Below are 21281 nucleotides of genomic sequence, written 5' to 3'. Positions count from 1 at the left end.
GTCAGCCGCAACGGGAATAGATGAAGGTGCCGTAGCGGCGGCTTGCATCCGGATCGACGAAGCGCATCACCAGCATCGACTTGCTGTGCGAGAGGATCTCGCGGTCCTGCGGATCGCCGGCCGGGGCCTCGAAGCCGACATAGGTCTTGCCGCCACCGGACTTCAGCCGGAGCTCATAGGGCTTGGGATCGTCGGCGACGTGCATCATCACCCCGTCATGCGGCCCATTGCTGATCACATAGGGCTGCTTGCATTGCCCTCGCGCCTCCGCCTCGGTGCGCTTGCGATCCTTGTCGGTGTGGAAGGAGGCGATGCCCCAGCGCCCGACCAGGGCATCGCGCGAGATGCCGGCCGGAGCAGGCGCGCTCGCCGCGCTCCCGGCTGAAGACGACAGGCCTTCGCCACCGCCGCAGCCTGCCAGGAGAAGCGGTAGCAGCAGGCCGCAGGCCGGGCCGCTGAGGCGCTTGGCGCTCGCAAGCTCCATATGTCTCTGTGTCATTGTCCCTCCCAGGCGTGTCATCGGCGTCGATGCGAGTCGCGAAGTGGCCGGCACTCGGGCGCGGCAAGCTGTTCCGGGGCTTTCAGGCGCAGCGAGCCGCGTCCGTCAGGCCGCAAGGGAACGGCTGGATTGGTCCGTAGGACACCCGCAAATCGGATCGCGATCAAGCCCTCATGGTTCAGATCGGTTACTCACCTGCAGGACGGAGAAGCGAGATGCGGCTCCGATGAGAGGTATGGCGTCGTCAGACAGGGGCCGAGCAGAGCGCTGCGGCCATCTCCGATAGCTTCGCGATGGTGTTGATGTTGCGGGCGGTACCGCGCGCCGCGGCCGGGATCCGGAGCTTGGAATCGCGCATTCCCGCGCCGTAGAAAACGTAGATTTCGCAGCTGCCAAGTCGCAGTTCCTCGTCGCTGCGGCCGCGGACAGCGTCGAGCGCATCGGCTGGCGGCGGCTCGTCGAGGAAGATGGCGACGACCCGGTTCGGCGGCTGATCGGGAAACGGATTGGCCCGGTGTACCGCGGCCATCTCATCGGCTGTCCGCACGACCACGCCGACCGGCTTGCCGGCATAGTCGTGGAGCCGCCGCTCCAGCGCCGTCTTCACCTCCGCTGCACCACCTTCGGTGCAGAACACGACGTTGCCGCTGGCGATGTAGGTCGCGATCTTCGTGAAGCCCTCGGCCACGCACATCGCCTTCAGATCCGACATGGCGAGCTTGCCGGTGCCGCCGACATTGACCGCGCGCAACAAGGCCACATAGCTCGGCATCGATTCCTCGCCCTTCGATCGACGAAGGCTAGTGCCGAAACCGAAACCGGGCCAGATGCCCGGCGCTTGCCGGGGCCCGGGCGCGAGGCATATCGGCGCTGACGGAAGGAGATCAGCGTAGCAGCATCAGCAAAGCGAGCGTGCCCGCGCCGTGGACCAGCATCATCTGCCAGACAGGAACCGCGGCGAGGACCTCGGCTCTGAATGGACAGCGCAGATCGTCGAATTCGCACATGTCGCTTCCCCCAACGTCACGCTAGCAGCCCGCCATTCCGCGTTCACCCCCCATTTGGGGGGATTTTGTCACAGTGGGCTCGAAATTCGCTCTTTCACCCCCAAATGGGGGCAGTCGCGCGGCGTGGCCTCGCTAGGCTTGCCGTTGGGGAAGAGGGGCTATGGGAATCGCACTTTTTAGCACGGCGGTGGCCGCGGCCGGCGCCCTGGCCTTCGGCACGCTTGTCGGAGGGGCGGCGCTCGGCGCGTTCACCGGCGCCGCGATCTGGCTCGGCCGACTGGCGTTGCGCGATACGTAAAATGCGCCTGCCTGCCACCGCCGCAGGTGGATGGCGCCATCTTCTTCGCCGCGATGGGTTGACACCTACCGGCCGGATGCGGAATTTGGCGGCCCGGCGCGGGTGTAGCTCAATGGTAGAGCAGCAGCCTTCCAAGCTGAATACGAGGGTTCGATTCCCTCCACCCGCTCCATCCCCTGCATCGTCTCATGTTTGCGCCGCCTTGCTGCGGAACTCCCCACCTAGGAGCTGACGCGGCGGGCGCTTTGCGCGCTGGGCGCGAGCGCACCGATTCCGTTGACGAAGAGCCCGATCGTCTCGCGGGCGATGTTGTCGACGGAGAGCGGTCCGGCCGGGTCATGCCAGCGGGCTATCCAACTCAGCGCCCCGGCCGCGGCGAAGGCGAGCAGCTTGGGGTCGCAGGAGCGGATCGAGCCGTCGGCGATGCCGGCCTCGATCAGCCCGCGAAAGCGCTTGTCGATCTTGCCCTTGAGGGCGCGCAATTCCTTGCGCGTCTCGGCGGGCAGGGGGTCTTCGCCGACGAGGATGAGGCAGCGCCCGAAATCCTCGGTGACGATATGGGCGTATTCGGTCCAGAGCACGATCAGCCGGTCGAGACCGCTACCGCCGCTGCGCCGGGCCTCGGCCGAGGCGGCGGCGGCATCGAGCCGTTCCAGCCCGATGCGCACGCATTCGAACAGGATCTCGTCCTTGCTGCGCACATAATGGTAGATCGTCGGTTTGGTGACGTTCAGGCGCTCGGCGACATCGTCGAGCGAGGTCCGGTGGAACCCCTGCTCGCTGAAGGCCTGCGCCGCGACGCGCAGCACGGCCTCGCGCTTGAGGGCGCGTTCACGCTCGCGCTGCGCCGGTGTCTTCCAGAGAGCTGTCGCCATGGCCTGGCTCAGGCCCGCTCGATCGCGAGCGCAATGCCCTGGCCACCGCCGATGCACATCGTCACCAGCCCGTAGCGGCCGCCGGTGCGCTTCAGCTCATAGGCCGCCTTCAGGGTTATGATCGCGCCGGTCGCACCGACCGGATGGCCGAGCGCGATCGCGCCGCCATTCGGGTTGACCTTGGCCGGATCGAAGCCGAGCTCCCTGGCGACGGCGCAGGCCTGTGCGGCGAAGGCCTCGTTCGACTCGATCACGTCGAAGTCGCCGAGCGAGAGCCCGGTGCGCTTGAGCAGCGCCTGCACCGCCGGCACCGGGCCGATGCCCATCACCCCCGGCTCGACGCCGGCATGGGCATAGCCGACGATCCGCGCCAGGATCGGTTTGCCCTCGCGGCCGGCGCGGCCTTCCTCCATCAGCACCATGGCGGCGGCGCCGTCATTGATGCCCGACGCGTTGCCGGGCGTGACCGTGCCGTCCTTCTTGAAGGTCGGGCGCAGGCCCTTGAGCGACTCCGCAGTCGTGCCAGGCTTGGGATGCTCGTCGGTGTCGAAGCTGATCGTGTCGCGGCCCTTGCGCGCCTCGACTGGCAGGATCTGGTCGCGGAAGCGGCCGCTGGCGATCGCCTCGGCGGCGCGACGCTGGCTCTCGGCGGCGAAGGCGTCCTGCGCCTCGCGATCGATGCCGTAGCGCTCGGCGACGTTCTCGGCGGTGATGCCCATGATGCCGTTGCCGAACGGATCGGTCAGGATGCCGGTCAGATGGTCCGAGGCGACCGTATCGCCCATGCGCTGGCCGAAGCGGGCGGTCGACAGCAAATGCGGCGCGCGGCTCATCGTCTCGGCGCCGCCGGCGACGGCGGTGTCGCAATCGCCGAGCATGATCGCCTGGGCGGCGGAGACGATCGCCTGTACGCCCGAGCCGCAGAGCCGGTTCAGCGTTAGCGCCGGCACCTCGACCGGGATGCCGGCCTCGATCGCCGCGACACGCGCGAGATAGGCGTCCTTCGACTCGGTCAGGATGACGTTGCCGAACACGACATGCCCGACCTCAGCGGCGGGCAGGTCGGCGCGGCGCAGCGCCTCGCCGACGCAGAGCGCGCCGAGCGCGGTCGGCGCATGGCCGGAGAGCGCTCCGCCGAAGGTTCCGATCGCGGTGCGCACGCCCGCGGTGATGACGACATGTCGGCTCATGAGATTGCTCCTTCAGGCGGGTTCGGCCTGCCGCTCGGGCTTGTAAAGGGCCTCGATCTCGGCGGCGTATTTCTGGGCGATGTTTGACCGGCGCACCTTCATCGTCGCCGTCACCTCGTCATCGTCATGGTCGAGCTCCTTGACGAGGAGGTGGAAGCGCTTGAGCTGAGCCACTGGCGCGAGCTGGCTGTTCGCCTGCTCGATCTCGGCGGCGACGAGCTCGCGCACCCGCGCATGCTCGGCAAGGCTGCGGAAATGGGTGAAGGGGAGGCGGTTCTCCTCGGCCCATTTGCCGACGGTCTCGCCGTCGATCTGGATGAGCGCCGAGGGGTAGCGGCGTCCGTCGGCGACGACAATGCACTCCTTGATGAAGGCGCTGCCCTTCACCGTGTTCTCGATCTCCGACGGGCTGAGGTTCTTGCCGCCGGCGGTGATCATGATGTCCTTCAGCCGGTCGACGATCCGGACCTGGCCACCCTCGATCACGGCGACGTCGCCGGTGTGGAGCCAGCCTTCGCGCAGCACGCCTTCCGTCGCCTCGGGATTGCGGAAATAGCCCTCGAAGACGATGTCTCCGCGCACCAGCAATTCGCCCTGGTCGCCGAGCTTGGCCTCGGCGCCCGCGACCGCCTCGCCGACCGCGCCGGGGAGCAGGTGCTCGAGGCGCTGGCCGGTCGCCATGCCGGAGGTCTCGGTCAGCCCATAGACCTCGACCAGCGGCACGCCGAGGGTGCGGAAGAACTGCACGATGCGCGGCGGGATCGGCGCCGCGCCGGTGAGCGCGACCTTCGCCTTGCGCAGGCCGATGAAGTTCTGCAGCGGGCGGAAGATGACGAGGTGATAGAACAACGCCAGCGCCTGCTCGCGCAGGCTGCGTGCGGCCCTGGGCTTGGTGGCGAAGGGCTCGCAGGCGGCAAGGCCGGCCTCGAACAGGGCCCGGCGCCAGCCGCCCGCCTCCATCAGCTTGATGTGGATCGAGGCGTGCAGCTTCTCCCAGATGCGGGGTACGCCGAGGAAGAGCGTCGGCGCGACCTCGCGCAGGTCTTCCTGCACGGTGCGGATCGACTCGCCGAAGGAGACGCAGGAGCCGGAATAGATCGGCGCCATCGTGCTCAGCATCTGCTCGGCGACATGGCAGAGCGGCAAATAGGACAGGTTGGTTGTGGTCGCGTCATAGCCGAGCCGCTCGACGACACCGGCGGCCTGGGCGCGCATGTTGCGATAGCTCAGCATCGCGCCCTTGGGCTTGCCGGTCGAGCCGGAGGTGTAGACCATCAGGCCGATATCGGCCTGCGTCTGGGCGGCAAGGCAAGTTTCGACCAGCCCGGGATGCGCGGTCTCGTGCTGTGCGCCGAGCCGCAGCACCTCGGCGAAGGCGACGACCAGCTCGGAGGCGTAGCCCCTCAATCCCTTGGGATCGATCACCACGATGCGCTTCAGCCGCGGCAGTTCCTCCAGCCGCTCCAGCACCTTGTCGGTCTGCTCCTGGTCCTCGCAGACCACGATCTCGACTTCCGCATGCCCCAGCACATAGGCGACCTCGTTGGCCGGGCTCGTCGCATAGACGCCGACCGCGACGGCACGCACCATGCCGGCGCCGAGCTGGGCGACGACCCATTCGGCGCGGTTCTCGGAGAGGATGCCGACATGCCCGCCTTCGCCTAAGCCGAGTGCGCGCAGGCCGAGGCCGAAATGGCGGGCGCGCCGGTCGTACTCCCCCCAGCTGATCGGCAGCCAGATGCCGAAATCCTTCTGCCTGAGAGCAAGCCGCGCCGGCATCGTCCGCGCATTCTCGCGCAGCATCTGCGGCAAGGTGAGATTAGGGAGCTCGCGCATCGTCGCCACCCTCACGAAAGCCAGCGCTTGCGGCGCTTGTAATGCTTGATGTCGCGATAACTCCGTTCGCCCCCAGCGCCGCCGAGGCCGAGATAGAATTCGCGCACGTCCTGGTCGCGCATCAGCTTCTCGACCGGTCCGTCGATGACGACCTTGCCCATTTCGAGGATGTAGCCGTAGCTCGCCACCGCGAAGGCGACGGCGGCGTTCTGCTCGACCAGCAGCATCGAGACCTTCTGCTCGGCGTTGATGCGGGCGATGATCGCGAAGATCTCCTCGACCAGCTTGGGCGCCAACCCGAGCGAGGGTTCGTCGAGCAGGATCAGCGAGGGCCTGGCGATCAGCGCCCGCCCGATCGCGAGCATCTGCTGCTCGCCGCCGGAGAGGTAGCCGGCAAGCCCCTTCCGACGCTCATGCAGCCTTGGGAAATAGCTGTAGACCAGGTCGAAATCGGCGGCGGGCAGCTTGCGCCCGGTCAGTGCGAAGGTCGCGGCCGTGAGGTTCTCCTCGACCGTCAGGTCCTCGAAGATCCGCCGCCCCTCCATGACATGGAAGAGGCCGCGCCGGACGAGGCCGTGCGGGGTGAGGCTGGCAATATCGTCGCCGCGAAAGCGGATGGCGCCGGCGGTGACGTCGCCATCCTCGAGCGAGAGCAGGTTCGACACCGCCTTGAGCAGGGTCGACTTCCCCGCGCCGTTCGAGCCGAGGAGGGCGACGATCTCGCCCTCCGGCACTTGCAGCGACAGCCCGCGCAGCACCTGCACGGTCCGGTTATAGACCACCTCGACATTGTTGACGTCGAGCACCGCGGGACCGGCCATGACCTCTAGCCCTTCACCTGGCAGCTGCTATCACAGCTTGATCCAGTCGGAAGCCGGCTGCATCTGCTTGGCCTTGGCGTCGAAGCGGTAGATGCGCCCGACCGGCACGGAATTGCCGGGGATCGAGATCGGCACGCCGAACAGCCCGCCGGTGTCGAAATCCTTGATGCTGTTGAGCCCGGCCTTCAGGTTGACGCCGGTGAGCTCCTTGCCGGCATCGAGCGTGCGCTTCACCGCCTCGGACATCAGCATGGCGGTGACGAAGCCCTGCAGGTAGCCGGTCGACTGGTAGTCGGGGCGCATCTGCCGGATCTTCTCCAGCATCGGCGCCGAGCCGTCCTTGTCGTAATAGTAGCGGTACGGCATCACGCCCATGAAGCCGTCGGCCGCGTCGCCCATGCGTTGCACGGTCGAATTGTCCATGGTCCAGAACGTGCCCATGAACTGGCTCTTCATGCCCATCTGCTTGGCCTGCGCGACGAATTCCGGGATCGGCGCCAGCACATAGCCGTGGAAGATCGTGAAGTCGGGATTGGCGCGGCGCAGCTTCAGCACCTCGGTCGAGACGTCGACGCTGCCCGGCGGGGTCACGATCTTCTCGACGACGCTGAGCTTCAAATCCTTGGCGACGGCCTCGCTCGGCACGATCGGATCGCGCCCGAACTCGCTGTCGGAATAGACGAAGGCGACGCGCGCGCCCGGCTTCTCCTTGGCGATGTAGCGCAGGAGGATGCCGAACATCTCGGTGTAGTCCGGCCCGGCCATGAATTGCAGCGGGAACTTCTTGGGGTCGTTGAGCTCGGTCGCGAAGGAGGCGCCGGCCATGATCATGCTGCCGCGGCGGTCGAGCTCCGGATTGATCGTCTTCGAGAAGCCGGTCGAGTCGCCATAGTAGAGCGAGACCTTCTCCTGGCTGGTGATCTTGTTGAAGGCGGCGACCGAGGCGTCGACCTTGTAGGCGGTGTCCTCGGCGACGTACTTGATCTTGCGGCCCTTGATGCCGCCGCCATCGTTCAGGATCTTGAGATAGTCCTGGATGCCGGCATGGATGCCGACGCCGGCGAAGGCAAAGACGCCGGTCAGCGGGATCGAGCCGCCGAGCACGATGTCGCCGCCATCCTGCGCGGCGAGGGGCCTGACGCCGAGCGCCATGCCGGCGAGCGCCGCGGTGCCGGCCAGAAGCTGGCGCCTGTCGAGATTCGTATGCGTCATCTCATCCTCCCTAGGGTTGGCTGCTCTTGCCGGCAGCCGTTTCAGCGAAGTGCTCAGGTCCTGAACGGCCAGAGATGGAAGAAGCGCCGCAGCCGCCGCCAGATTTCGGCGAGGCCGCGCGGCTCGAAGATCAGGAAGCCGACGATCAGCCCGCCGAAGACGATGGTGCGCACCGGCGCCAGCGCCGCGAGCGCGTCCGGGTAGATCGGCGTCGCCCAGTTCGCGACGAACTTCAGCAGCTCCGGCACCAGCGTCATGAAGACGGCGCCAAGGATGCCGCCAAGGATCGTCCCCATGCCGCCGACGATGATCGCGGCGAGATAGAAGATCGAATTGACCAGCGGGAAGCTCTCCGGCGTGACGACGCGGAAGAAATAGGCCCAGAGCCCGCCGGCGAGACCGGCATAGAAGGACGAGATCGCAAAGCTCGTCAGCTTGTAGCGCAGCAAGGGTATGCCGAGCACTTCGGCGGAAATGTCGCGGTCGCGGATCGCGATGAAGGCGCGCCCGATCCTGGTGCGCAGCAGGTTCGCCGCGCCGAGCACCATCAGGCAGGTCACCGGCATGATCAGCCAGTAGAGCGAGAAGGGCTGGTCGAGCGTCAGGCCGAACAGGCGTGCCGGCGGCATCGACAGGCCGCGCGACTCGCCGGTCAAGCTCCAGTGCGCGAACAGGAAATGCAGGATGACCGAGGCCGCGATCGTCGCGATGGCGAGATAGAGCCCCTTCACCTTGAGACTGGGAATGCCGACGAGGATGCCGATCATCGCGGCGAGGCCGGCGCCGACCAGAAGATTGATGAAGAGGGGCGTGCCGAGCCTGATCTCCAGCACCGCGACCGTATAGGCGCCGACGCTCATGAAGGCAGCCTGGCCCAGGCTGACGAGGCCGGTATAGCCGGTGAGCAGGTTCAGGCCCGTCGCGCTCGCGACGTTGATCGCGCAAAGGCAGGCGAGGAAGAGCCAATAGGGGCTGGCGACGAAGGGGAAGGCGATCGCGCAAAGCGCGAGCAGCCCCAGCAGCACGCGTTGCGTCGGCGTGTCGAACAGCGCCTCGTCGGCGGCGTAGCTGGTCTTGAGCGTGCCGATCCGCATGGCGCTACAGCCTCTCGATCTCGTGGGTGCCGAACAGCCCGTAGGGACGGACCATCAGCAGCACGAGCAGCAGCGCGAAGGTGACGACGAGCTTGAACTCGCCGCCGAGGAAGGCGCCGGCGAGCGCCTCGACCAGCCCGATCAAAAGGCCGCCGACCAGCGCGCCGGCGATCGAGTCGAGCCCGCCGATGATCACCACAACGAGGACAGAGAGACCGAACACGCCCATGGTCGGCGAGATCCCGCCGATTGCCCCGATCAGCACGCCGGCGCCGGCGGCGGTGGCGCAGGCGAGGATCCAGGCCACCGAGAAGACGCGCGGCACGTCGATGCCGACCGAATAGGCCGCGCCTTGATCGGCCGCCGTCGCCTTCAGCGCGACGCCGCCGCGCGAGAAGCGGAACAGCGCGAGGAAGAGTCCGATCACCACCGCTGCCGCGACGAAGCCGATCGCGACCTTGGGCGCGAGATAGGCTTCGCCGATGAAGACCGGCTTCGACGGCATGAACTCGGGCAAACGCAGCGGATCAGCGCCCCAGCAAAGTTGCACGACGCCGGCCAGGATCGATCCGAGGCCGATCGTCACCATAAAGACCGAGATCGGGCTCTCGCCCAGCATCGGCCGGATCAGGGCGCGCTCGACCAGCCAGCCGAAGGCACCGCCGGCAGCGATGGCGAGTGGCAGCGCCAGCCAGGGCGACAGGCCGAGCCCGGCCGCAAAGCCGAGGAAGGCGTAGCCGCCGAGCATCAGGATCTCGCCGATGGCGAGGTTCACCACGCGCGTGGCCTTGTAGATCAGCACGAAGGCGACGCCGGTCAGCGCATAGAGTGCGCCGGCGCCGAGGCCGGCGAGGGTGACTTCGGCAAGGAAGAGGGTGTCCATCACGCCGCCTCCGCCTTGATCCGGCGCGCGATCGCGCCGACATCGCCGGAGCCGAGATAGGCGGCAACCACCGCCTCGTTGCCTTGCATGTCGCGCGGCGTGCCACTGGCGATGACCTGGCCGAAATTCAGCACCACGACATGGTCTGAGATATCCATCACCATGCCCATGTCGTGCTCGACCATCAGAATAGTGACGCCCCACTCCTCCTTCACGTCGAGGATGAAGCGGGCCATGTCCTCGGTCTCCTCGCGGTTCATGCCGGCGACCGGCTCGTCGAGCATCAGGATGCGCGGGCGCATGGCGAGGGCCCGCGCCAGTTCGACGCGCTTCTGCAGCCCGTAGGAGAGCGTGCCGACCGAGGCGTTGCGGATGTGCTGGATCTCGAGGAAATCGATGATGCGCTCTTCGATCTCGGCCCGGAGTTCCAGCTCCTCCTTCTGCGCCCGGCCCCGATAGAGCAGCGCGTCGAGCACGCCGGTGCGCATATGGGCGTGGCGGCCGAGCTTGATGTTGTCGAGCACGGTCATGCCGCGGAACAGAGCGATGTTCTGAAAGGTGCGGGCAAGGCCGCGCGCGGCGCGCTGCGGTGCGCGTACGCCGTCGAGGTTCTCGCCGGCAAAGGCGATGCTGCCGGCCTGCGGCCGGTAGAAACCCGAGATCGTGTTGAAGAGCGAGGTCTTGCCGGCGCCGTTCGGGCCGATCACCGCGGTGATCGCGCCTTCCGGCACGGTGAACGAGACATCGCTGAGCGCGCGCACCCCGCCGAAGGCGAGCGAGACGCCCGATACCTCCAGAATGGGCGAAGCGGCCATCTCAGCGCCCCTCGAACTGGGGCGGCCGCTTGGCCAGGAAGGCCTGCGCGCCCTCCTTGAAGTCGGCCGTGCGCGCGCCGGCGAGAAAAGCCTCGCGCTCGAGATCGAGCTGGGCGGAGAGATCGTTGCCGAGCGAGCGGCCGATGAGATGCTTGATGCGGGCATAGGCCGCCGTCGGCCCCTGCGCCAGCCGGCGTGCCAACGACATGGCTTCGTCCGCCAGCTCGGCGGCCGGCACGACGCGGTTGACGAGCCCGAGCGCCAGCGCCTCGGGCGCGCGGACGGGCTCCGCCAGCATCGCCAGTTCGAGCGCCTTGCGCGCGCCGACGATGCGCGGCAGCCGATAGGTCGACGAGCTGTCGGGGCTGATGCCGATGCGGGCAAAGGCCAGGGTGAAGACGGCATCATCCGCTGCGATGCAGAGATCGCAGGCCATGGAAAGGCTGAAGCCCGCCCCCGCGACCGGCCCCTGTACGGCGGCCAGCGTCGGCAGCTTCAGCGCGTCGAGCGCGCGCAGGGCTGCGTGAACCGGGTCGATGATCGCCTCGATCGCGGCCGCCGGATCGCCCTCGAAGAAGCGGGCGACATCGCCGCCGGCGCAGAAGGCGCGCCCCTCTCCACGCAGCAGCAAGACGCGCGCCGTGCCATCCCGCGCGATGCGTTCGATCGCATCCGCAAGGCTGCGCGCCATATGCGGGTCGATCGCGTTGAGTACGCGCGGACGATTGAGCGTGACGGTGGCGACGGCCTGCTCGATCGTGAGCAGCACCGGGCTTTCGGCCTGGTCCATGACGTTCCCCTCGAGTCCGCGGTCGTTGGCCGCCGCGGTATCTCCGGCTCTACTCGATATTCCTGAGCTTACTCGTGAGTAAGGCGGAACCTCGAGAGACACGCCATGCGCAATTCCGCACGGCCCGGATTGTCGAAACGGAACGGGTGCATGCCGGCCGTGGCGTCACCCGCTTCCCGGCGCTCGAAGCTCTGCCGGGAGATCACTACGCTCATACGAAGGCCGGCCGCGATCCCCATGGCTGGCGTGTCGATGTGGCTTAAAGGTAGGAGAGCAGTCCGCGACACCGATCCCGCCGAGGACTGTGATGAAGCTGGCAGGCAAGACCGCCCTGGTGACTGGCGCCGGCAAGGGGCTTGGGCTGGAGATCGCCCGCGGCCTTGCCGAGAACGGCGCCCATGTCGTGCTGCACGGGCGCAAGCCGGCCGATCTCGATGAAGCGAAGCGTGCCCTGGCGGCTGGCGGTGCCAATGTCTCCGTGCTCGTCGCTGACCTCGCGGACGAGGCCTCGACCGCTGAAGCGTGCCGCAAGCTCGTCGACGACCGCGGTGGCATCGACTTCCTCGTCAACAACGCCGGCGCGCGCGACCGCCGCCCGCTCGACCAGCTCGATCGCGCCGCCTTCCGGGCCCTGCTGGAGGTCAATCTGATCGCGCCGTTCGATCTGGTGCGGCAGCTCGCGCCGCATATGCCGGATGGCGGCCGGATCGTGAACATCACCTCGATCGCAGGGCCGATCGCCCGCGCCGGCGACCCCGGCTATATCGCCACCAAGGGCGGGCTGGATGCGCTGACCAAGGCGCTCGCCGCCGAGCTCGGTCATCGCGCGATCACCGTCAACGCGGTTGCGCCAGGCTTCTTCGCGACCGAGGCCAATGCGGCGCTGGTCGCGGATCCGGCCATCGCCGAGCGATTGTCGCATCGCACTTCGCTCGGACGCTGGGGCGTACCGAAGGAGCTGGTGGGAGCCGTCGTGTTCCTGTGCTCGCCCGAGGCTTCGTTCATCACTGGCGTGTCGCTGCCGGTCGACGGCGGTTATCTCGCTCACTTCTAGCGGGGCGGCGTCGGAGCATCGTTCCAGGCTCTTGGCGCAATCGTGGCCAGATTGCGTCACGTGGCGGGTAGCAAAACTGAGCGCCGCTCTGCTATGGGTTCAGGGTGAAATGCGGTGATCTGCCTGCTGATCTGGCCGTTCACCATGGATAATCTCGTAGAGCCGCGCGAAAACCGCACTGACCGAAGCAAGGCCCGCCAAGCGGTGCTGGACATATTTCCGCCGCAAGACAGGAGAAATGCCATGCTCAAGATAGCCATCGCCGCAGCGGGGTTCGCTGCTCTCAGCCTCGCAGCGGCTCCGGCCTTCGCCCAGGGCAAGAAGGGCAAGGACGAATTCCTTGGCGTCGACATGGATACAGGCCGGACCTATTACGACGGTCGCAACGACGGCAAGTACTGCCTCTACAAGACGGTGCGCGTGTTCAACCGCTACACCGGCTACTACGAGAACCGGCGGGTACGCCGCTGCGGCCGCGGCCTCTACTTCTAGGAGGCTGCACATGAACCGCATCGCAAAGTTCACCATCGCGCTCGGCCTTGCGGCCGCCGCTGCCGCTTGTGGTCCGACCATCGTGGCCGCCCCCGATGGTACTCTCGTCAACACCGGCGTAGTCCAGGACGGCGACTGCCTGACCCGTACCGTCATGGTCTTTGACCGTGAGCTCGGCTACGAGCGTGCGGTGGAGCAGCGCTTCTGCGGCGGGCGCGCCCGCATCGCGCGCTGATCATTGTATTGATCCCGCGCAGGCCTCGCCACGGCTGTGGCGGGGCCTGTACCTTTGCTAGAGCAGGATGCGAAAAAGTGGGAACCGGTTTTTCGCCAAGAATCCTGCTCTAACTCTTTGATTAGAGACGGATTCAGATTTCAGATGGAAACGCAAAGCGATTCCATCTGAAATCATCCGGCTCTAGGGTGTAGTGACGGAATCGCTCGGATTGCTCCGGAGACAAGTCACATGCCCAGACTCTGCAAGTTCACCTCGCCCAGCGACGGCAAGCCGATCTACGTCAATCCCGATCAGGTCAGCGTCGTCTACACCTTCAAGGGCCAGCCGCCCGACACCATCATCGCGTTCCGCAAGGACTTCCAGCTCGGTGTGAAGGAAAGCCTGGAAGAGACTGTCAAGATTCTTGAAAGCACTGCCGAGGGAGCCGAGCGCTGACGGTTCGGCGCGAGCTGGCGTCTCCCCACCGCCGCCGGATTGTCGCCCCAAAGCAGCCATGCGGCCCTTCCATCCTCGCGCCATGAGGATCATCGCCGCTTCAGCACTCACCCTGGCTCTCAGCGCCTGCGCGAGCACGCCGGACCCGATCGTCGAGGACCGTTCACGCTGCGACGCCTATGGCTTCCAGCGCGGCACCGACGCTTACGCGAACTGCGTCATGACGCAGGACCGCGACCGCGATCGCCGTTACGAGCGCCAGGCGGGGCAGCGGCCTTCCCGCGCCGAACGACCTTATAGTTCCGTCGAGGAATAGCTGCCGGGCTTAGGGCGCTTGAGGCCGGTGCGGGGGTGGGCTTCCGCTCCTGCCCGATTCATGCCGCTTCAGACCGTTCAGTCCGGCCCATGATCCATGCTTCGCAGCTCGAGACGGCACGGCTCGTCGTCAGGCCTTTCGTGCAGGCCGACGCGCCGCCGCTCGTAACCCTTTTCGCCGATCCGGCAGTCCACCGCTTCGTCGATGACGGCCAGCCGTTGACGCCGGACGTCGCAGCGCTCTGGGTCGAGCGCTCTGCCGCCAATCTTGAACACTTCGGCTATGGCACCGGCGCCGTGGTCGAGCGCGCCAGCGGCGAGCTGATCGGCTGGGCCGGTTTCGCGCGCCCGGGCGATGGCTCCGAGGAGCTGATCTACGGCCTGCGCCGCGCGAGCTGGGGCAGGGAACTGCTCGCCGGCCTCGTCGCCTTCGCTGAAGAGCGCGGCATCAAGCCGATCAGGGCGACGGTCGACCCGAACAACAGCGCCTCGATTCATCTGCTGCGGCAGGCGGGATTCGTGCTCGCCGAGCCAGGCTATCGCGGCGATGCCGGGAGCGATCTCTACCTGCGGGGAGCCTGACGGCGCCCCAGCTCGAAAAAGCAAAAAGCTGCTCATTCTGCGCAGGATTGCAGCTCATTCTTCTCCGTCAGGCTGCTCTTGCGTGCTGCGCCCGTCGCCACCGGTTGGCGGGGGGCGTGAGAGATATCCGTCATGTATCGATCGCGGCCGAGACCGGAGCCGTGCCGGTTGGGCTTTGGCGCGAAGACGGCTATCTGATCGCAGGGCCGCAGCGCGGCTTCGCCGTTTTGCCATGAGGGGCCCGATGATCCTCGACGAGCGTACCTACGCCATCAAGCCCGCGCATGTGCGCGACTATCTCGACCTCTATGTCGCCGAGGGAATGGAGCTGCAGATCTCCCATCTCGGCCATCTGATCGGCTGGTTCACCACCGATACCGGCGTGGTCAACGAGGTCGTGCATATGTGGCGCTTCGAGGATGCCGGCGATCGCGAGCGCCGGCGCGCCGCGATGGAGGCCGATCCGCGCTGGCAGGTCTTCCGCGCCAAGGCGGCCCCTTACGTCCTCGAAATGCGCAGCCGGATCCTGAGGCCGACGCACTTCTCGCCGCTGCGCTGATGCGATGCCGGGCGCTGCCATGATCGCTGCGCCGACCCAACCTTCCGCTCGCTTCATCGGCGGACGTGGGCTCGCCGTGCTCGTGGCAGGCCTCGAATGGCTGGGCGCGGCGATCCTCGCGCTGCTCTTCCTCGTGGTGATGGCCGCGGTCACGCGCCGCTATCTGCTCGGCGGCGGTCTGGTCTGGTCGGACGAACTCGCGATCTGGCTCAATGTCGCGCTCGTGGCGGTCGGCGCGCCCCTGGCGGCGACCAGCGCGCTTGCCATGCGGCTCGATGTCGTCGCGAACCTCCTGCCGCCGAAGGGACGGCGCATCGCTGCCATCCTGGCGGAGGCGATAGCCGTCCATGGCTCGCTGGTTCTGGCGCTCGGCGGCGCCAGCGTCGCTGCAATGGTCGGGGGCACCTCGACCGTGCTCGGCCTGCCGGAAAGCTTGCGCTTCGCCGTCTTCGCCATCGGTGGCGGGCTGACGCTGGTTGTCGTGCTCTGGCGCGCCGCGCTCAACCTGTCCTGGCCCGCGGCGCTTGCTGCGCTGCTGCTCGGGCTCGGTCTCTATGGCCTGGCGCAGAGCGCGCCCGCGCTCTTCATCGGCACGCCGAGCCTGGTCGCCGGCCTCGCTGCCGCGGCAGGGCTCCTGCTCGGCGCGCCGCTGCCCTTTGCGCTTCTCGCCGGTGTATCGCTCTCGGGCGCCTTCGGCGGCCTTCTGCCGGAACCGGCCATCGTCCAGAACACGGTGGCGGGTGTCTCGAAATTCCTGCTGCTGGCGATCCCGTTCTTCCTGCTCGCCGGCGAATTGCTGACCGCCGGCGGCCTCGCCGAGCGGCTGGTGCGCTTCGCCGCGGCGCTGGTCGGACATTTCCGGGCCGGGCTGGCGCAGACGGCGCTGGTCGCGAGCGTGCTGTTCTCCGGCGCCTCCGGCTCCTCGGTCGCCAACGCCGCCTTCGGCGCCAAGGTGATGGCGCCAGCGTTGGTGGCGCGTGGCTATCCGCCGGCCAATGCCGCGGCGATCGTCGCCGGCGTCTCGATGCTCGACAACATCATCCCGCCCTCGATCGCCTTCCTGATCCTGGCGGCGGCGACCAATCTCTCGGTCGGCTCATTGCTGGTCGGCGGCTTCGTCGCGGGGGCGGTACTGACGCTGGCGCTCGCCATCGGCATCCATCTCAGCGTGCGCGGCGTGGTCGATTCCGCGCCGCGCGCCAGCGGCGCCGAGCGAGGGCGGGCTTTCGTCGGCGCGCTGCCGGCGATCGGGCTCGGCATCGTCGTCGTTGTCGGCATCCGCTTCGGCGTGGTCACGGTGACGGAGGCCTCGGCACTCGCCGTCGCCTATGCGCTCGTCGCCTGCCTGCTCCTGCGTAGCCTGAATGCCGGCACCGTGCTGGCGTCCTTGCGCAAGGCGGCGGGAGAGGCGGCGGCGGTTGGCCTCCTGATCGGAGCCTCCGCGCCCTTCGCCTTCCTGCTCGCGGTCGACCGCGTCTCCGAGCAGATGGCCGGGCTGGTGACGGCCCTGGGCGGCGGGCCGCTCGCGGTGATGCTGCTGTCGAACCTCGTCCTGCTCGTCGCCGGGCTCTTCCTCGACATCGGCGCGGCGATCCTGTTGCTGGCGCCCTTGTTGCTGCCGGCCGCCATTGCCGCCGGCCTCGACCCGATCCAGTTCGGCGTCGTGCTCGTGGTCAACCTGATGATCCACGGCCTGACGCCGCCGCTCGGCATCCTCGTCTATGTCGCGAGCGGCATCATGCGGATTCCCGCGGCTTCGGTCTTCCGGGCCGTGCTGCCTTTGCTGGCGAGCCTGCTCGTCGCGCTCTTTGTCCTCTGCCTTGCGGTGGCGGCCTGGCCGTCGCTACCTCTGCCCTTCAAGGAGTTGTTCCGATGGCTTTGACCCGCCGCGCCTTCGCCGCCGCCACGATCGCCGCGCCGACCTTTCTCAGGAGCCGCGCGGTCGCCGCCGGCCGGCCGGTCACGGTTGCCTCGCTGCTCGGCGAGGACAAGCCGGAGACCAGGATCTGGCGCCGCGTCACGGAGAAGCTCGCACAGAGCGCGCCCGGTCGCTTCGATCTGCGCGTCGTGCCCAATGCCGCGCTTGGCGGCGAGAAGGAAGTGGCCGAGGGCCTGCGGCTCGGCTCGGTCCAGGCCTCGCTGTTCACGATCTCGGCGCTCTCCTCCTGGGTGCCGGACGGGCAGCTCCTCGATCTGCCCTTCCTGTTCCGCGATCGCGCGCATCTGAAGCGCGTGCTCGCCGGGCCGCTGGGCGAGGAGCTCAAGCGCAAATACGAGGCGCAGGGCTTCGTCGTGCTCGGCTTCATCAACTATGGCGCGCGCCATCTCCTCGCCAAGGAGCCGATCACCACGCCCGCCGGGGTCAAGGGCAAGCGCATCCGCGTGATCCAGAGCCCGCTGCACACCGAGCTCTGGTCAGGGTTAGGCGCCTATCCGACGCCGATCCCGATCCCCGAGACCTACAACGCGTTGAAGACCGGCGTGGTCGACTGCATGGACCTGACCAAGTCGGCCTATGTCGGCTTCAAGCTGCATGAGGTCGTGCCCTATCTGATCGAGACCGGCCATATCTGGGCCTCCGGCGTCATCGCCGTCTCCGCCGCCTTCTGGAAGGGGCTCTCGGCCGAGGACAAGGCGGCGTTCTCGGCTGCGGCCGCCGAAGGAGCGGGCTATTTCGACGAGCTCATCGTCTCCGACGAGGACGCCTCGATGGCCAAGGCGAAGGCCGAGGGCGGCAAGGTCGTGCAGCCGGAGGACCGGGCCGGCTGGGAGGCCGGCGCGCGCAAGGTCTGGGCTTCCTTTGCGCCCAAGCTGGGTGGGATCGAGAAGATCGAGGCGATCGCCAGCAGCACGTGAGCCCGGCCGCCATCCAACTTCGCATTGATGTCAAAGGAGCGCCGTCCGCATGTCCGACCGTCCCGTCCTTCTCGTCACCGGCGGCAGCCGTGGCATCGGTGCCGCGATCTGCCGTTTCGCCGCCGAGCGCGGCTATGACGTCGCGGTCAACTACCAGGGCAATGCGCAGGCGGCTGCCGACGTCGTTGCGGCCTGTGGGCGGGCCGGGGCCAAGGCGGTCGCGATCCAGGGCGACATGGCGAACCTTGCCGATATCACGCGTGTCTTCGCCGAGGCGAAGGCGGCGCTGGGGCCGCTGACCGCGGTCGTCAACAACGCCGCGATCACCGGCAAGAGCAGCCCGCTCGCCAAGTCCGATCCACAGGTCATTCGCGCCTGCATCGATCTCAACGTCACCGGCGCGATCCTGGTGGCGCGCGAGGCGGCGCAGGCCTTGCTCGCCAATGAGGGCGCGAAGAACCGCTCGATCGTCAACATCTCCTCGATCGCCGCCGGCCTCGGCTCGCCGAATGAATATGTCTGGTACGCCGCCTCGAAGGCGGCGGTCGATTCCATGACTATCGGCCTCGCGATCGAACTCGCCCCGGCCGGCATCCGCGTCAATGCGGTGGCGCCGGGCATGACCGAGACGGACATCCACGCCCTCTCGACCGGCGAACCGGGACGCGTCGCCCGCATCGCGCCGTCGATTCCGCTGAAGCGGGTCGCACAGCCGGAGGAGATCGCTGAGACCGTGCTGTTCGCACTCTCCGAGGCAGCGTCTTACATGGTCGGCTCGATCATCCGGGTCGGTGGCGGCCGCTGAGGCGCATCGAACGGCCGGATTGGCTGCGGCTGCGGCCGCAAAGGGCAAGCGCAGGCGCGCTTGCCCAGAGGTCATTCAGTTGCAGATCTCGACCTGCCTCATCCGTCCTTCGACAACGGCCTGCGTGAAATGGCACGGCATGCGGTTGACCGGCTGGGAATACCAGCTCGCCGTCGGCGAGTCGTGGTAGACCGGATAAGCTTGCGTCTCCGGCTGGGGCGGAGGCTGGACCATGTGCTGGTTCTGCGTCGTGCGCGTGTTCGCGACATTGGTGATCAGGCCATGGGAAGCCAGCCCTCCCGAGGCGGCCGACGCCGGTGACTGAATGGCGAGGCTCCCGAGGGAACCAGCCAGGGTGAGTGCTGCTGCGATCAGGGTCTTCTTCATAACAGCCTCCAAAGTCGCGATATCGAGTGATCAAGGCCACTTGGCCGCGCCTGGATTGACGGGGCGACCAACACTGCTGCCCGCAAATCGACCAAGCTGTGGCCTTGATGTGTTGCCCGATCACGAAGCCGTGCCATCGGGCTCACGAAGGGGTGAGGCGGGGTTGGCGGCTCAAACGACAGAATCGGCTGCGGGAACAACCGCAGACGGCTGGAGCCGCAGCCCGTCCGTGCTAAATCGGCTGCCAGCCTGTTCAACTGGAAGCCGCCATGCGCGTCCTGTTCATCCTGATTGCCTTCGGCATGGTTGCGGTGCCGGCGCTGCTGGCGCTGGCGCGCAGCGACCTGCCGCGTGGCCGGCGCATCGTCAATGCGCTGATCGTCTTCCTGGCGCCGGCCTTTGCGCTCGGCCTGATTCATGGCGTGCCGGAGCTCGACGGCAGGGCGCTGCAATATCCGGTCGCCTGGACGACGCTCAGGCTGGTCCTGACCGGGCTCGCTTTGATCCTGCCCTGGTGCCTCTATGTCTGGCTGAACGGCCGGCGCTGACCTCCTGACGGACTTTTTCAAGATGACCGAACCTGCCCAGATCCCGCCGATCGACTACGCCTTCACTGGCGACCGCAAGGGCCCGGCGCATGACCCGACCTATGCCGGCGCGCTCTCCTTCATGCGCCGCCGCTACAGCAAGGACGTCGCCGGCTGCGATGCGGTGGTTTGGGGTGTGCCCTTCGACCTCGCCGTCTCGAACCGGCCCGGCACCCGCTTCGGGCCGCAGGCACTGCGCCGCGTCAGCACGATCTTCGACGGCGACGCGCAATATCCCTCGCGGATCGACCCGTTCGAGACGCTGGCCGTGGTCGACTATGGCGACTGCCTGCTTCCGCGCAGCGACCTACAGGGCTGTGCCCGGGCGATCGAGAACGAGGCGGCTGCGATCATTGCGAGCGGCGCCCAGCTCGTCACCCTCGGCGGCGACCATTTCATCACCCTGCCGCTGCTGCGCGCCCATGTCGCCCGCCATGGCAAGCTCGCCATCGTCCAGTTCGACGCGCATCAGGACACCTGGGATGACGGCGTCGGCGCGATCAGCCACGGCACCTTCGTGCTCGAGGCGGTGCGTGAGGGGCTGATCGATACCGAGCGCTCGATCCAGATCGGTATCCGCACCGTCGCACCGCGCGATTGCGGGATCAAAGTGATCGACGCCTATCAGGCGCATGCGCTCGGCGTCGACGGCATCGCAGCCCAGATCAAGGAGCGCGTGGGGCACGGGCCTGCCTATCTCACCTTCGACATCGATGCGCTCGATCCGGCTTTTGCGCCGGGCACCGGCACGCCAGTCGCCGGCGGCTTCTCTTCGGCAGAAGCGCTGCGGATGGTCTGGGCGATCCGCGATCTCGATTTCCGCGGCATGGACGTGGTCGAGGTCTCGCCGCCCTACGATCATGCCGATGCGACCGCGATCGCAGGCGCGGCGGTGGCGCAGCACTACCTCCAGGCGCTGGCCTTGAGGAAAGCGGGCTGAATCGCTTTGCGAGGCGTTTGAATCTCCTTGAGAAGCGAACACACCAAGCGCTTCGAAACGCGGGTTAAATCAACCGAACCGACCGGAGGCATACGTGCTGATCGTCTTCAGTGGACTCCCCGGTAGCGGCAAGACGACCCTCGCCCGCAAACTCGCGACGCGGCGCTCGGCAACCTATCTGCGCATCGACAGCATCGAGCATGCGTTGCGCAAGGCTTTGCCGGGCAACGACATCGGTGCGGCGGGCTATGCCGCGGCTCTTGCGATCGCAGGCGGAAACCTTTCGCTCGGCATCGCTGTCGTGGCCGATTGCGTGAATCCTGTCGCCGAGAGTAGGGACGCCTGGCGCGATGTCGCTCGCGGCTCGGCCGTGCCGCATCTCGACATCGAGGTTGTCTGTTCCGACAAGGCGGAGCATCGCCGCAGGGTCGAGCAGCGACGGCCCGATATTGCGGGATTTGCCCTTCCGGACTGGGCCTCAGTGGAGACACACGCCTATCAGCCTTGGACGGGGGACCGGCTGGTCGTCGACACGGCGGTTCTTTCGGTCGAGGAGGCATTGCGCCTGATCGAAGGCCGCCTGGCATCGCTGGCACGCAGCGCGGATTGACAGCGACCCGGGCACGGAACATATACGGGCCATGATTACGAACCCGACCCGACGTCGCAACGAACAGGCCGCCCCGGCGCGCCCGCGATGACGCTCGGCTA

General features: G+C 67.4%; 27 protein-coding genes and 1 tRNA gene. 15 read left to right on the top strand and 13 right to left on the bottom strand.

Translation table 11 applies throughout. The features are described from left to right. Window position 1: 1 nt before the first annotated feature. The 3 genes from ACSQ3M_RS06630 to ACSQ3M_RS06620 form a co-directional block, all read right to left on the bottom strand. Window positions 2-499 (bottom strand): hypothetical protein, encoded by a 498-nt coding sequence (locus ACSQ3M_RS06630; protein ID WP_436149249.1) that lies wholly within the window; start codon window positions 497-499, stop codon window positions 2-4. Window positions 500-743: 244 nt separating this feature from the next. Continuing rightward, complete coding sequence (locus ACSQ3M_RS06625) at window positions 744-1271, bottom strand: DUF1697 domain-containing protein (protein ID WP_436149248.1); 528 nt, start codon at window positions 1269-1271, stop codon at window positions 744-746. A gap of 112 nt (window positions 1272-1383) precedes the next feature. After that, a complete protein-coding gene (locus tag ACSQ3M_RS06620; protein ID WP_436095388.1) occupies window positions 1384-1506 on the bottom strand; it encodes a hypothetical protein in 123 nt (40 codons plus the stop codon). 160 nt (window positions 1507-1666) lie between these two features. Here ACSQ3M_RS06620 and ACSQ3M_RS06615 point away from each other — a divergent pair, with 160 nt between their 5' ends. Together ACSQ3M_RS06615 and ACSQ3M_RS06610 are read left to right on the top strand one after the other, a co-directional pair. Then, window positions 1667-1804: a hypothetical protein gene (locus ACSQ3M_RS06615; protein ID WP_436149247.1), complete on the top strand. Its 138-nt coding sequence runs from the start codon at window positions 1667-1669 to the stop codon at window positions 1802-1804. 98 nt (window positions 1805-1902) lie between these two features. Continuing rightward, window positions 1903-1976, top strand: a tRNA-Gly gene (locus tag ACSQ3M_RS06610). A 49-nt stretch (window positions 1977-2025) separates the two neighbouring features. Here ACSQ3M_RS06610 and ACSQ3M_RS06605 read toward each other — a convergent pair. From ACSQ3M_RS06605 to ACSQ3M_RS06565, 9 genes are read right to left on the bottom strand one after another with little or no spacing between them, the layout of a single operon-like run. Continuing rightward, a complete protein-coding gene (locus ACSQ3M_RS06605; RefSeq protein WP_436149246.1) occupies window positions 2026-2679 on the bottom strand; it encodes a TetR/AcrR family transcriptional regulator in 654 nt (217 codons plus the stop codon). Between the two features lie 8 nt (window positions 2680-2687). Then, a complete protein-coding gene (gene bktB / locus ACSQ3M_RS06600; protein ID WP_436149245.1) occupies window positions 2688-3869 on the bottom strand; it encodes a beta-ketothiolase BktB in 1182 nt (393 codons plus the stop codon). A gap of 12 nt (window positions 3870-3881) precedes the next feature. Continuing rightward, window positions 3882-5705: an AMP-dependent synthetase/ligase gene (locus ACSQ3M_RS06595; RefSeq protein WP_436149244.1), complete on the bottom strand. Its 1824-nt coding sequence runs from the start codon at window positions 5703-5705 to the stop codon at window positions 3882-3884. Between the two features lie 11 nt (window positions 5706-5716). After that, window positions 5717-6526, bottom strand: a complete 810-nt coding sequence (locus tag ACSQ3M_RS06590; protein ID WP_129155767.1) for an ABC transporter ATP-binding protein — start codon at window positions 6524-6526, stop codon at window positions 5717-5719. Window positions 6527-6556: 30 nt separating this feature from the next. Next, window positions 6557-7738 (bottom strand): ABC transporter substrate-binding protein, encoded by a 1182-nt coding sequence (locus tag ACSQ3M_RS06585; RefSeq protein ID WP_436149243.1) that lies wholly within the window; start codon window positions 7736-7738, stop codon window positions 6557-6559. A gap of 53 nt (window positions 7739-7791) precedes the next feature. After that, window positions 7792-8832, bottom strand: coding sequence for a branched-chain amino acid ABC transporter permease (locus ACSQ3M_RS06580; RefSeq protein ID WP_436149242.1), 1041 nt, complete (start codon window positions 8830-8832; stop codon window positions 7792-7794). A 4-nt stretch (window positions 8833-8836) separates the two neighbouring features. Beyond that, window positions 8837-9715, bottom strand: a complete 879-nt coding sequence (locus tag ACSQ3M_RS06575) for a branched-chain amino acid ABC transporter permease (protein WP_436149241.1) — start codon at window positions 9713-9715, stop codon at window positions 8837-8839. Continuing rightward, window positions 9715-10530 carry an ABC transporter ATP-binding protein gene (locus tag ACSQ3M_RS06570; protein ID WP_436149240.1) on the bottom strand — a complete coding sequence of 272 codons (816 nt, stop codon included), beginning with the start codon at window positions 10528-10530 and terminating at the stop codon, window positions 9715-9717. Before ACSQ3M_RS06570 ends, ACSQ3M_RS06575 begins: the two co-directional genes overlap by 1 nt. 1 nt (window position 10531) lies before the next feature. Beyond that, on the bottom strand, window positions 10532-11320 hold the full coding sequence (locus ACSQ3M_RS06565; protein WP_436149239.1) for an enoyl-CoA hydratase/isomerase family protein: 789 nt from the start codon (window positions 11318-11320) through the stop codon (window positions 10532-10534). A gap of 307 nt (window positions 11321-11627) precedes the next feature. On the opposite strand from ACSQ3M_RS06565, the gene ACSQ3M_RS06560 reads away from it, so the two are divergent. The 10 genes from ACSQ3M_RS06560 (at window position 11628) to ACSQ3M_RS06515 (ending at window position 18656) form a co-directional block, all read left to right on the top strand. Continuing rightward, window positions 11628-12374 carry an SDR family oxidoreductase gene (locus ACSQ3M_RS06560; RefSeq protein WP_436149238.1) on the top strand — a complete coding sequence of 249 codons (747 nt, stop codon included), beginning with the start codon at window positions 11628-11630 and terminating at the stop codon, window positions 12372-12374. Window positions 12375-12617: 243 nt separating this feature from the next. After that, window positions 12618-12866, top strand: a complete 249-nt coding sequence (locus ACSQ3M_RS06555; protein ID WP_129155761.1) for a hypothetical protein — start codon at window positions 12618-12620, stop codon at window positions 12864-12866. A gap of 10 nt (window positions 12867-12876) precedes the next feature. Further along, window positions 12877-13101 (top strand): hypothetical protein, encoded by a 225-nt coding sequence (locus ACSQ3M_RS06550; RefSeq protein WP_436095376.1) that lies wholly within the window; start codon window positions 12877-12879, stop codon window positions 13099-13101. 231 nt (window positions 13102-13332) lie between these two features. Further along, on the top strand, window positions 13333-13539 hold the full coding sequence (locus tag ACSQ3M_RS06545) for a hypothetical protein (RefSeq protein WP_436149237.1): 207 nt from the start codon (window positions 13333-13335) through the stop codon (window positions 13537-13539). A gap of 82 nt (window positions 13540-13621) precedes the next feature. Next, window positions 13622-13855, top strand: coding sequence for a hypothetical protein (locus ACSQ3M_RS06540; RefSeq protein ID WP_436149236.1), 234 nt, complete (start codon window positions 13622-13624; stop codon window positions 13853-13855). A gap of 89 nt (window positions 13856-13944) precedes the next feature. Then, a complete protein-coding gene (locus ACSQ3M_RS06535) occupies window positions 13945-14436 on the top strand; it encodes a GNAT family N-acetyltransferase (protein WP_436149235.1) in 492 nt (163 codons plus the stop codon). A 244-nt stretch (window positions 14437-14680) separates the two neighbouring features. Beyond that, complete coding sequence (locus tag ACSQ3M_RS06530; RefSeq protein WP_057192325.1) at window positions 14681-14995, top strand: NIPSNAP family protein; 315 nt, start codon at window positions 14681-14683, stop codon at window positions 14993-14995. A 19-nt stretch (window positions 14996-15014) separates the two neighbouring features. Next, complete coding sequence (locus ACSQ3M_RS06525; RefSeq protein WP_436149234.1) at window positions 15015-16877, top strand: TRAP transporter large permease; 1863 nt, start codon at window positions 15015-15017, stop codon at window positions 16875-16877. Beyond that, window positions 16868-17851, top strand: a complete 984-nt coding sequence (locus ACSQ3M_RS06520; protein WP_436149233.1) for a TRAP transporter substrate-binding protein — start codon at window positions 16868-16870, stop codon at window positions 17849-17851. Before ACSQ3M_RS06525 ends, ACSQ3M_RS06520 begins: the two co-directional genes overlap by 10 nt. Window positions 17852-17900: 49 nt before the next feature. Then, complete coding sequence (locus ACSQ3M_RS06515; protein WP_436149232.1) at window positions 17901-18656, top strand: SDR family oxidoreductase; 756 nt, start codon at window positions 17901-17903, stop codon at window positions 18654-18656. A 75-nt stretch (window positions 18657-18731) separates the two neighbouring features. Here ACSQ3M_RS06515 and ACSQ3M_RS06510 read toward each other — a convergent pair whose 3' ends face one another. Further along, the gene (locus ACSQ3M_RS06510; RefSeq protein ID WP_436149231.1) at window positions 18732-19043 is read right to left on the bottom strand and encodes a hypothetical protein; all 312 of its coding nucleotides are present in this window, start codon (window positions 19041-19043) and stop codon (window positions 18732-18734) included. A 269-nt stretch (window positions 19044-19312) separates the two neighbouring features. Here ACSQ3M_RS06510 and ACSQ3M_RS06505 point away from each other — a divergent pair, with 269 nt between their 5' ends. The 3 genes from ACSQ3M_RS06505 (at window position 19313) to ACSQ3M_RS06495 (ending at window position 21180) form a co-directional block, all read left to right on the top strand. Then, the gene (locus ACSQ3M_RS06505) at window positions 19313-19591 is read left to right on the top strand and encodes a hypothetical protein (RefSeq protein ID WP_436149230.1); all 279 of its coding nucleotides are present in this window, start codon (window positions 19313-19315) and stop codon (window positions 19589-19591) included. 22 nt (window positions 19592-19613) lie between these two features. Beyond that, window positions 19614-20570, top strand: coding sequence for an agmatinase (gene speB / locus ACSQ3M_RS06500; RefSeq protein ID WP_436149229.1), 957 nt, complete (start codon window positions 19614-19616; stop codon window positions 20568-20570). 94 nt (window positions 20571-20664) lie between these two features. Beyond that, window positions 20665-21180, top strand: a complete 516-nt coding sequence (locus tag ACSQ3M_RS06495) for an AAA family ATPase (RefSeq protein ID WP_436149228.1) — start codon at window positions 20665-20667, stop codon at window positions 21178-21180. The last annotated feature ends 101 nt before the right edge of the window (window positions 21181-21281 follow it).

This window comes from Allobosea sp. LjRoot90, from assembly GCF_964254315.1.
Taxonomy (GTDB): Bacteria; Pseudomonadota; Alphaproteobacteria; order Rhizobiales; family Beijerinckiaceae; genus Allobosea.
This window is presented reverse-complemented; position numbering and strand designations above follow the sequence as displayed.

What these genes read in the sequence shown, in the direction of transcription:
- ACSQ3M_RS06630 (WP_436149249.1), bottom strand. Translation starts at nt 499, where the DNA reads ATGACACAGAGACATATGGAGCTTGCGAGCGCCAAGCGCCTCAGCGGC.
- ACSQ3M_RS06625 (WP_436149248.1), bottom strand. Translation starts at nt 1,271, where the DNA reads ATGCCGAGCTATGTGGCCTTGTTGCGCGCGGTCAATGTCGGCGGCACC.
- ACSQ3M_RS06620 (WP_436095388.1), bottom strand. Translation starts at nt 1,506, where the DNA reads ATGTGCGAATTCGACGATCTGCGCTGTCCATTCAGAGCCGAGGTCCTC.
- ACSQ3M_RS06615 (WP_436149247.1), top strand. Translation starts at nt 1,667, where the DNA reads ATGGGAATCGCACTTTTTAGCACGGCGGTGGCCGCGGCCGGCGCCCTG.
- ACSQ3M_RS06605 (WP_436149246.1), bottom strand. Translation starts at nt 2,679, where the DNA reads ATGGCGACAGCTCTCTGGAAGACACCGGCGCAGCGCGAGCGTGAACGC.
- bktB (WP_436149245.1), bottom strand. Translation starts at nt 3,869, where the DNA reads ATGAGCCGACATGTCGTCATCACCGCGGGCGTGCGCACCGCGATCGGA.
- ACSQ3M_RS06595 (WP_436149244.1), bottom strand. Translation starts at nt 5,705, where the DNA reads ATGCGCGAGCTCCCTAATCTCACCTTGCCGCAGATGCTGCGCGAGAAT.
- ACSQ3M_RS06590 (WP_129155767.1), bottom strand. Translation starts at nt 6,526, where the DNA reads ATGGCCGGTCCCGCGGTGCTCGACGTCAACAATGTCGAGGTGGTCTAT.
- ACSQ3M_RS06585 (WP_436149243.1), bottom strand. Translation starts at nt 7,738, where the DNA reads ATGACGCATACGAATCTCGACAGGCGCCAGCTTCTGGCCGGCACCGCG.
- ACSQ3M_RS06580 (WP_436149242.1), bottom strand. Translation starts at nt 8,832, where the DNA reads ATGCGGATCGGCACGCTCAAGACCAGCTACGCCGCCGACGAGGCGCTG.
- ACSQ3M_RS06575 (WP_436149241.1), bottom strand. Translation starts at nt 9,715, where the DNA reads ATGGACACCCTCTTCCTTGCCGAAGTCACCCTCGCCGGCCTCGGCGCC.
- ACSQ3M_RS06570 (WP_436149240.1), bottom strand. Translation starts at nt 10,530, where the DNA reads ATGGCCGCTTCGCCCATTCTGGAGGTATCGGGCGTCTCGCTCGCCTTC.
- ACSQ3M_RS06565 (WP_436149239.1), bottom strand. Translation starts at nt 11,320, where the DNA reads ATGGACCAGGCCGAAAGCCCGGTGCTGCTCACGATCGAGCAGGCCGTC.
- ACSQ3M_RS06560 (WP_436149238.1), top strand. Translation starts at nt 11,628, where the DNA reads ATGAAGCTGGCAGGCAAGACCGCCCTGGTGACTGGCGCCGGCAAGGGG.
- ACSQ3M_RS06555 (WP_129155761.1), top strand. Translation starts at nt 12,618, where the DNA reads ATGCTCAAGATAGCCATCGCCGCAGCGGGGTTCGCTGCTCTCAGCCTC.
- ACSQ3M_RS06550 (WP_436095376.1), top strand. Translation starts at nt 12,877, where the DNA reads ATGAACCGCATCGCAAAGTTCACCATCGCGCTCGGCCTTGCGGCCGCC.
- ACSQ3M_RS06545 (WP_436149237.1), top strand. Translation starts at nt 13,333, where the DNA reads ATGCCCAGACTCTGCAAGTTCACCTCGCCCAGCGACGGCAAGCCGATC.
- ACSQ3M_RS06540 (WP_436149236.1), top strand. Translation starts at nt 13,622, where the DNA reads ATGAGGATCATCGCCGCTTCAGCACTCACCCTGGCTCTCAGCGCCTGC.
- ACSQ3M_RS06535 (WP_436149235.1), top strand. Translation starts at nt 13,945, where the DNA reads ATGATCCATGCTTCGCAGCTCGAGACGGCACGGCTCGTCGTCAGGCCT.
- ACSQ3M_RS06530 (WP_057192325.1), top strand. Translation starts at nt 14,681, where the DNA reads ATGATCCTCGACGAGCGTACCTACGCCATCAAGCCCGCGCATGTGCGC.
- ACSQ3M_RS06525 (WP_436149234.1), top strand. Translation starts at nt 15,015, where the DNA reads ATGATCGCTGCGCCGACCCAACCTTCCGCTCGCTTCATCGGCGGACGT.
- ACSQ3M_RS06520 (WP_436149233.1), top strand. Translation starts at nt 16,868, where the DNA reads ATGGCTTTGACCCGCCGCGCCTTCGCCGCCGCCACGATCGCCGCGCCG.
- ACSQ3M_RS06515 (WP_436149232.1), top strand. Translation starts at nt 17,901, where the DNA reads ATGTCCGACCGTCCCGTCCTTCTCGTCACCGGCGGCAGCCGTGGCATC.
- ACSQ3M_RS06510 (WP_436149231.1), bottom strand. Translation starts at nt 19,043, where the DNA reads ATGAAGAAGACCCTGATCGCAGCAGCACTCACCCTGGCTGGTTCCCTC.
- ACSQ3M_RS06505 (WP_436149230.1), top strand. Translation starts at nt 19,313, where the DNA reads ATGCGCGTCCTGTTCATCCTGATTGCCTTCGGCATGGTTGCGGTGCCG.
- speB (WP_436149229.1), top strand. Translation starts at nt 19,614, where the DNA reads ATGACCGAACCTGCCCAGATCCCGCCGATCGACTACGCCTTCACTGGC.